We start from the raw sequence: 9,660 nt of genomic DNA on the forward strand, positions 1-9,660 counted from the left end.
TGATATAGATGAGATAAATGTGGCTTTAGAAGAAGCGTTTGAGAGAATTGAAGAATAAGAAAGAGGCTAATTTTATATCTTCATTTTAACAGAAAGTGATAAACTATTGACATAGAGTAAAGGAAATTATATAATAATTAAAAGAAAAAAAAGAGAAAAAGCAATATTGAAATAATAGTAGAAATATAGGTAAACCTGTAATTAAATTAATATTTTTGAATATTGCTTTTTTTGTTCAATAAATAAGGAGGGAATATGGAAGAAAGGAATTGGAAGAAGTTTGTTAATCGTAATATAGCAATAGGTCTTTTACTGGGAATATTAAACAGCATGTTGTTTGCAGACATAAAGGTAGATAAAGGGGTACCACAGAATACAAGTGTGGACAAAGCACAAAATGGAGCAAATATCATAAATATAAATACCCCTAATGTTAGGGGTATTTCAGTTAATGATTTTAGTGAGTTTAGAACAAAAGACCCAACTGTTTTTAATAACTTTGGAGCAGGAGTAGGAAGAAGTTATTTAGCAGGAATGATGGCAGCAAACCCTAATCTGACAAAAGAACAGGCTGCAAGATTGATATTAAACAGAGTTGGCGGAAGTAACAGAGTAGAGATAGAAAATTGGTTAGAAGTAATGTCAGAAAAGAAGACTGATATTATTTTTTCATCTCAAAATGGCTTTTATTTAAATAACACAGGCTTTATAAACTTTGATAAAGCAATATTTACAACTTCAAGAGTAGATTTAGATGGAAACGGAGATTTGCTTCCTTTCAACATTAGGGGAGGACAAATAGATATAGGTCGAGAAGGAATCAATGCAGAAGGATTACAATATTTAGCCTTACTATCTAAACGAATGTATATAGACGGTCAGATATATGCTAAGGATGCGGATGTAGACCTGATAGCAGGAGATTTTGACTATAATCCAAATACAAGAGATAATACAAAACAAGGGGTAAATAACAATGAACTTTTGATATCATCTTCAGCATTTGGTAGTATTTATGGAAATCAGATAAAGATTGTCGGAATAAATGGAAATATAGGAGTTGCAGGCGATGTCATTTCTGAGCGTGTATTGAAAATCAATGCTGATGGGACAATAGTCACAAATAAAACCCAGTCAAAAGAAGCAACAGAAATAAAAGGAAAAGAATATACGCAAAATACGTCAACATATACAGAAGGAAATCTTACAATAGATGCAGATAAGGTAATTCTTAAAGGAAACGGTACACAGGCTGGCAATATATTAATAACAGGAGACCTTGAAAATGAAGTAAATATCTATTCGGGAACTGATATTAATATAGGAAAAGGGCTGGTAAATAAATCAGGACAGATAGTAGCAGAGAGAAATATATCAGTAAGTGGAAAAACAGATAACAAGGATTTACTTTATGCTAAAAATAGTATAACAGTAGGAAAAGAACTTAATAATACAGGGAATATTCAGAGCAATGGAAGTATAAAAACTGGCGGGAATGTAACAAATACAGGTAAAATTCTATCAGAAGATGAACTGGAAATTAATGGGAAACTGACTTCATCAGGAACTGTATACGGGAAAAATAAGTCAGATATAAAAGGAGAACTTGATAACAGCGGAGATATTCAGAGTGAAGGGAATATAACAGCAGGAAATGCAAAGAATACCGGAAGAATAATCTCTGATAAAAATATAGAGATATCAGGAAATCTAGAAACAGAAGAAACAGTATATGCCAAAGAAAGTCTAAATGTAAAAGGAAATCTTGTAAATAAAAAAGATATCCAGGCTGAAGGTAATGTAACTATAGGAAAAGATGCAACAAATCAGGGAAGACTTTTATCAGATAAGGAATTAAAGATAAAAGGTAATACCAATAACAGCGGAACCCTTTATGGAAAAGACAGAATATCACTGGATAAAAATCTTACAAATACAGGAAATATACAAACATCAGGAGATTTGAGTGCAAAAGATACAATAAATACAGGAATTCTTGTATCAGAAGGAAATATATCTTTAGGAACAGTTGATAACAGTGGAGAAATAACAGCAAATAAGAAATTGACTTCAGCAACATTAGAAAACAAAGCAGGAGCAAAAATAAGTACAGGAGAAGAAATTCATAATAACGGAACAAAAAACCATGGAGAAATAAATACCAATGGCAATTTTGTAATAACAGGAGATCTTGAAAATTATAGTGTAATGAATATAGGAGGTCTGCTAACAGCTAATAATCTTTTAAATACCGGAAACTTAAAAGCGGTAGAAAAGATATATACATCAGGAGTATCATTTAATAACTCGGGAGAGATACTGACAACACTGCTTGATATAAACAATACAGGAATACTGAATACCAATAAGATAACAGTAATAGATAATGCAAGACTTAATGGAAGCAATGTAACGAATAACGGATATATAAGCGGAACAAATATAGAGATAATAACAGCAGGACTGACAAATACAGGAACTCTTGCAGCGGATGAATTGATAAAAGCTAATAATACTACAATAAATAATACAGGATATATAGGTTCAAATACAAAGATAAATTTATCAGGATCAAACCTGACAAACAGCGGTACAATAGAATCCTCAGATATAGAGCTGTATAATATGTCTGGATACAGTAATACAAATCTGATAAGAGGAGGAAATGTATCCTTAACAAGCACAGGAAACCTGACTCTAACAGGAACCCTGCATGGTGAAAACTGGTTACAGGTTCACGGACATGATATCTGGAATAATGGCGCAACCACAGGAACAGGATATATAGAGATAAAAGGAAGAGATATTACCAATAATACTGAGCTTGCATCAAATACAGTAGTGGTAGAAGGAACAGGGAATATAATCAATAACTATATAATAACAGGTGAAAATGGAAGAATATCAGGAAATAATATAGTAAATAATGATCTGATAGCTTTTTCAGACCAGTTAGGATTAATTGCAGCAGAGAAGATAACGAATAATGCAGGAAAAGCAATTTATGGAGGAAATCTTTTAGACGCAGAATTTAATACATTTGAAAATTTAAGAGGTGAGTTACTGTCAACCGGAACTATAAATTTAAGGGGAGATTATCTTTTAAACAGTGTAGGAACAATTCAGAGTTCAAATGATATATTGTTAAATATAGCAAAGATAGATAACATTGGGGAAGTAACAGGTCTGACAGACTATGAGATATATTACAAGACTTGGGACGGTCAAATCTATACAGAAGCAGAATTTAACAATAACTGGGCTTTTGGAAAAGAAGAAAATGCAGGATCAAATGCAGGAAGAGTAAATCACTTTAATTCAATACTTACATTAGCAAATGCACAGGGAGGATTCAATTCATTACTTGATTACTATTATGGAGCAGAAATAAGATCAAGGTTTGTAACAGACGGAGAATTTGGTGTAGCAGTGTCAGATACATTAATGTATCCGGGAGAATCAATAAAAGGAATACTTAAGAGTAATGCCCAAACAACATATGCTAATATCTCAGCAGGAAATGATATACAGATAACAGCAACTGAATTAAATAATAAAGATGGTAAAATCTCAGCAGGAAATACAGCAGAATTAACAGCATCAACAATAAGAAATGAAACAACACTGGGAGCAGGAATTCAGCTTAAAGACGGCTATGAAGAAGTAGAGTGGCATGGAATAAACAGTACAACAAGACCTGTAAGATACAGAAGATTAACTAAAAACGGAGATTTATCATATGTAACAGGTCAGGCAAGTGTAATAGAAGCAAGAAACCTTATCATAAATACAGGGACTTTAATACTTACAGCAGAATTACCAACAGGAAGTCAGATAATAAACGGAAGTACAACATCAGGAGGAAGTGTAGCAGGAAAAACTGTTAATACAGGAACAAGTAATGGTTCAGGATTGATAAATATAGTAAAGAACATAACACCGGTAACAGAAATAATAATATCAGGAATACTTCCAATAGATCCTTTAGGAGCAGTAAGCAGCTTATTCACGATGACTAAAGCCCCTGATGGAAATAATATAACTCAGGGAGATTCAATATCAAAATATCTCCTTGAAACAAGAAGTAAATATATAAATCTTGGAGACTTTTATGGAAGTGATTATTATTTATCAAGAATAGGATATGATGAAAATAGTGACTGGAACAAAGCAAGAAGATTAGGAGATGCGTATTATGAGTATCTTCTGGTAACAAGAGCAATATCAGATAAACTGGGAACAAGATTTATAAATGGTCTGAGTGACAAAGAACTAATGAAAGCCATGCTTGATAATTCAGTAGAATTGCAAAAGAATTTACAGTTATCAGTGGGTGTAGCATTAACACCTGATCAGGTAAAAGCTTTGAAAAGTGATATTATCTGGTATGAATATGAAGTAGTAAACGGTGAAAAAGTTCTGGTACCAAAGGTGTATCTGAGTCAAGCTACACTTACAACAATAGATATAGATGGTAGAAACAAAGTAGGCGGGCTTGAACTAACAGTAATAAATGCAGATGAATTAAGAAATAATGGTCAGGTAATAGGAAATGGCGGAGTAACATATGTAAATGCAGGAAGAGTGTATAATGTAACAAGTACAAATGAACTTGCAGAAATAAAAGGAAACGATGTTACAATAGTAGCCACAGTAGGAAATATAGAAAATATAGGTGGAAGAATAAGAGGAATTGAATCAGTTGTTTTATCAGCAGAAAACGGAGATATAATAAACAGTTCAAGTATAAGAACCTCATTACTGGATAAAGGAGAATTCCACAGATCAGAAACAGATCATATATTAAGTATCGGAAGTATAGAATCAGATGGTACAACATATATAGAAGGTAAGAATTATATATCAGAGGCAGGATATGTAAGCGGGAAAACAGTAGTAATAGATGCAAAAGAAAATATATTAATAGGAAGTGCGACTTTATCAGGAGAAGATAAATTTGGAAATGATAAAGACAATTATCAGTATTTTAAAGGTACACAAAAAGTAGGATCAGAAATAGTAGGAACAAATAATGTAATACTTGGAGCAGGAAATAATATAGATATAAAAGGAAGTACAATAGGTTCAGACGGTACAATTCAAATGACTGCCAAAAATGTAAATATAGAGAATGAGAAAGAAACAACATATTTAGAAGCAAAAGCAAAGTATGGAGGAACATTTGAGAATACTGAATCAGAATCAAGAAGATCAAATGAATATGCAGCAGCAAGTACATTAATAGGTAAGAATATAATAATAGATGCAGAAAATGATATAAATGTGAGAGCTTCAAACTTAATAGCAGTTAAGGATAGTTTAGAGAATACAGGTGGAAATATATCATTAGCAGCAGGAAATGATGTAAATATATTAGTAGATACATTAGAGAATAGTTCATATTCAAAAATAAAAACAAGCGGTTTTAGCACAAACTTCTCAAGTGGAGGAGGAGGCTTAACAGCAGGAGTAAGTTACAACAGAAGTAGTTTAGAGCAACAGGGTAATGGAACAACAGTAGCAGTGTCTACAATAATATCAGAAGGAAATACAGTAATAGATGCAGGGAACAGAGTAAGGACAGAAGCAATGCAGGCTAATATTGGAGAAAATCTTGTAATAAGAGGAACAAACGGAGTAGAGCTTCTGGATGCACAGGAAGTGTATGAAGAAAAAGTAAAACAAAGTAGTTCAAGTATAGGATTATCAGTCAGTGTAGGATCCACAGTAAGCAGTTTTATAGATCAGGCAAATGGGATGTATGATAATAAAGATAAATATGGAACAGGAAATACCTCACAGTTATTAAATTCAGCAGGAGATGGATTTACTTTATTTAGAAGCGGAGTAAGTGCTTTTAATGATGCTCAGTCAATATATGATAGTGTAGTATCAGGAATTCATCCGGCAAATGGACTTGCAGGAATAACAGCAAATGTGTCACTGAGTTATAGTCAGAGTAGCTATGAATCAAATACAAAAAGTAGTGCCTCAGTAGGAGGGAATATAAATGTAGGAAAGAATTTTATACTACAATCAGATGGAGATGTATTACTTGTAAATCAGAAGGTAAATGTTGGAGAGAATTTTGTAGTAGATGCTAAGAACTTTGAAGCAAGAGCTGGAGAGAATACATACAGTAATAATACAAAATCAAGCTCATCAGGTGGAAGTATAGGATATGATGTAGCTCAAAAAACAGTAACAGGTGGAATAAATGTCTCGGGTGGAAAATCTAATACAGATTCAAAATATTATGATAACACAATAATAAATGTAGGAGGGACATTTCAGTTAACAACAAAAGAAGATGCATTATTTGCAGGAGCTAATGTAACAGCCGATAAAATAAACTTTGATATAGGACGAGATTTAAGTATAATATCATTACAGGACGAATCTAAGTCAGGAGGTAAAAACTACGGAGCAGGTTTGGGTTATAGCGAGAAAGACCCAACAACAAATAAGACACAGATAGGAAGTATAACAGGAAATGTAAGTTATGGTCAGAATAATTCAGAGAGCAAATGGGTAAATAACCAGACAAGTATAATAGCGAATAATGGTGGAAATATATCAGTAGGTGAAACATTAACAAATGCAGGTTCTATAATAGGAAGTTTGAATACAGACAGTAAATTAAGTATAGACGCAAACAAAGTAGTAGTATCTAATCTAGAAGATTATAACAGAGGAGAAAATGCAGGAGTTAATGTAGGGGGAATAGGTTTAAATAACAATGCTCCTATAGGACAGACAGGTGTTCAGTATGGAAGTCATGATAAAGAACAGAATACGAAAGCTACATTTGTTAATACGGAGGTAACAGAAGCAGGAAAGAAGCTGAATCTTGAAGAAATTGGAATAAATACAGACATCTCAAAAGCTCAGGTAGTAACAAAAGATGAAGTTGTTGAGCAGATAGATACGAATCTTCATACAGATTTATTGAATGACACAACGAGAAAGCAGTTTGTCGAGGATACGAGAAAAGCAGGGCATGGTATTCTTGATATAATAGATTCGGCAAGTAATAGTAAATTAGGATATGAGGAGGCCAGAACAGATAGATATGCTCAATATTACATAGAGAAAAATCCGCAAATGATGGAGTTTATAAAAGACCCTGACAGTAAGAATGCTAAAGAAATAGAGCAGATGACAAAAGAATACATAAAATATATGACAGGAAAAGATGTTGAGGTAGTCATCGTTGCAACAGGAGATGGTTCAGGTTATATACGAGGGGATCAACTTGGGGAAGGTAAAAAAGATGTATTGTTACTGGATGTGATGGATTTAGCTAGTGGCATAAATGTATCTGATTTATATGGACATGAACCTAATCATGTAGATGATCATAGAAGAGGAAGAGAGGCAGGAGATGAGGTAACTTCTGGAGTGGCAGGAGACAGATTAACAGAAATATTGGGAGAAGATGGGCAAAGCAACAAATTTAATCTATCGAAATGGCTAAATGACGATGGAAATTTACAAGCATTATCATCAGGAAGAGATCATCTAGCATCAGAGTATGATGGATATGAGATTGAAGGATATCCGAAAGTAGATAATACAAAGTGTGTACAAGTAGCGAATCCATCATGTTATAAACAATATATACCAGAAAGTCAGTATAATGAGATAATGAAGAATGCAGGAAATACATTTGCTCCATTAAAAGGTGTGGGAGATTCTTTGAATAATGTTATAATTGTTAAGGAGGAAAAGAATTCTGGTAAAAATGATACTAAGCCGAAACCGCCAACTACACTAAAGCCATCAACTACAGGAAATAACACAACTATAAAATTACCAACAAAGCCAAGAGACCTTGAAACAATCCATTTAATAATTTTACAGGCAGCAATAGATGAAGGAAAAGTCCCAGAAATGTTTTCATATGAAGTGGCTGAAAATTGGGGTAAATACATAGAAGGAAATTCGGGAGAGTATTTAGATACCAAAAGTTTGATAGGAACTAAAATAACTCAGGCAGAATACGATGCTTATAAAGTTCAATCAAATGTAGTAAGATATACAGAAGAAATTGGAAATGCTTTAACACCAGCAATAGTAGCTGGAATGACATTGAAAATCAATTCTGGTAAAGCTGCAAATGAAAATTCTAAAAAGAATGAGTTATTAGAAGAGCTTAATAAAAATTCTAAAGAAATTTTATATGAGAATCGTGGCAAGTTGCAAGAGCCTTATAGTGGTCCGCGACAAGAACCCACTTTAATAGATGGAAAATATAAAGATGCGAAAACAGGGTACACAATTAAAGGAAAATATACTTATGTTATAGATGCAGAAGGAAATTTACAAATGGCAAAAGATTCAAAATTAGGAATGGGTGGTGGACATACAAGTTTAAGCAATGGGAAACCTGTAAAATACGCTGGAACTATGGAGTTTAGTAACGGTAAATTAATCAATTGGGATAATGGATCAGGCCATTATAAGCCAATTGCGAGTCAGGCACCGGAAATTTCTGAAATATTTAAATCTTTGGGGATTTATGATGCAACTATGGATAATTTTACACCGGACCCTATTAACAATAGTGCTCCTATAATGCCTAAGAGATGAAGAATATTAGCAGATGTGAAAATTAATATGTAGTAATTGTAATAGAAGGATGGTGAAGATAATTGTGGATGTACTATTAAAATTAAAAGTATTGTTAGATACTGATGTAGCTTTAATGGATGATGAAGAATATTCGAAATTAGTAGAAGAAATAGGGACTTCTAATAAAAGTCAAAAGGAATTTATTGACTATGTATTATCGTATGAAAGTTTAAATGTTGAAGATGAGTATAAAATTTTTATGTTGTTAAGGGAAATTTATATGTTAGCAAAATATCAAGAAAACTATAATGTGAATAATTTGAAAATATTATATAAATGGGTTTTAAAAGTAATGTTTAAAAAGGAATTCTATGATTATTCAATGTGTTATAAATTTAGTGACTTACTTGTTAAAATTTCAAATAATATAAAACAAGTTTTTCAAGATATTATTGAAAAAATTGATGTTTATAATTCTATATCAGTTCAAATTGCAATATGCAGTATGTATGGTTATTATAATTTTTTTGAATATAAAGAATTAACCGAGAAATTTTTGAACAAAATATTAATAGCTATTGAAAAAAATGGAGATAATCAAGGAATAATAGATGATTTTAATTATTTTGTAATGGAACGGATAAATATTGGAGAATACAAACAATTAGAAAATATCTCTAAACCAGAGAATTTAAATTCGAATAAATAATTGTATAATATAAATTAAAAAATGCTGATATAAAGTCAGCATTTTTTAATAAACAAAGAATAAAAATTTTCAAGTTCCGAAAATAAATTATTTTCAATATCTTTCTCGAATTTCTCCATAATTTCAAAAGTAGTCCTAGGCATGAATTTGCTTAAATCATTTCCAAGATAGGTATCATAAAGTGAAGAAGTAATAGGAATAATATCCGACATGAGGAATTCACCAACAGCAGTAACCTGAACAAAATATCCACGATATTCTTTAATCCCTAGTTTTTTCATCATATTTTTAATTTTCTGTGACTTTTCAAAAAGTTCTTTTATTTTATCTTCGGTCATTAATAACTCCTAAAAATAGATTTTTTTGTAAAAAAAGTA

3 protein-coding genes are annotated in these 9,660 nt (G+C 32.0%); 2 read left to right on the forward strand and 1 reads right to left on the reverse strand.

Annotated features, from left to right (window positions below):
- Positions 1-255: 255 nt before the first annotated feature.
- Both NK213_RS17550 and NK213_RS17555 read left to right on the forward strand, forming a co-directional pair.
- Positions 256-8,592 (forward strand): hemagglutinin repeat-containing protein, encoded by an 8,337-nt coding sequence (locus NK213_RS17550; RefSeq protein WP_253351599.1) that lies wholly within the window; start codon positions 256-258, stop codon positions 8,590-8,592.
- Between the two features lie 64 nt (positions 8,593-8,656).
- Positions 8,657-9,283 (forward strand): hypothetical protein, encoded by a 627-nt coding sequence (locus NK213_RS17555; protein ID WP_253351600.1) that lies wholly within the window; start codon positions 8,657-8,659, stop codon positions 9,281-9,283.
- Positions 9,284-9,318: 35 nt separating this feature from the next.
- Here the strand turns inward: NK213_RS17555 and NK213_RS17560 are convergent, their stop codons facing one another.
- The gene (locus NK213_RS17560) at positions 9,319-9,621 is read right to left on the reverse strand and encodes a hypothetical protein (RefSeq protein WP_253351602.1); all 303 of its coding nucleotides are present in this window, start codon (positions 9,619-9,621) and stop codon (positions 9,319-9,321) included.
- Between the last annotated feature and the right edge of the window lie 39 nt (positions 9,622-9,660).

This window comes from Sebaldella sp. S0638 (assembly GCF_024158605.1).
In the GTDB taxonomy this organism is placed as follows: Bacteria; Fusobacteriota; Fusobacteriia; order Fusobacteriales; family Leptotrichiaceae; genus Sebaldella.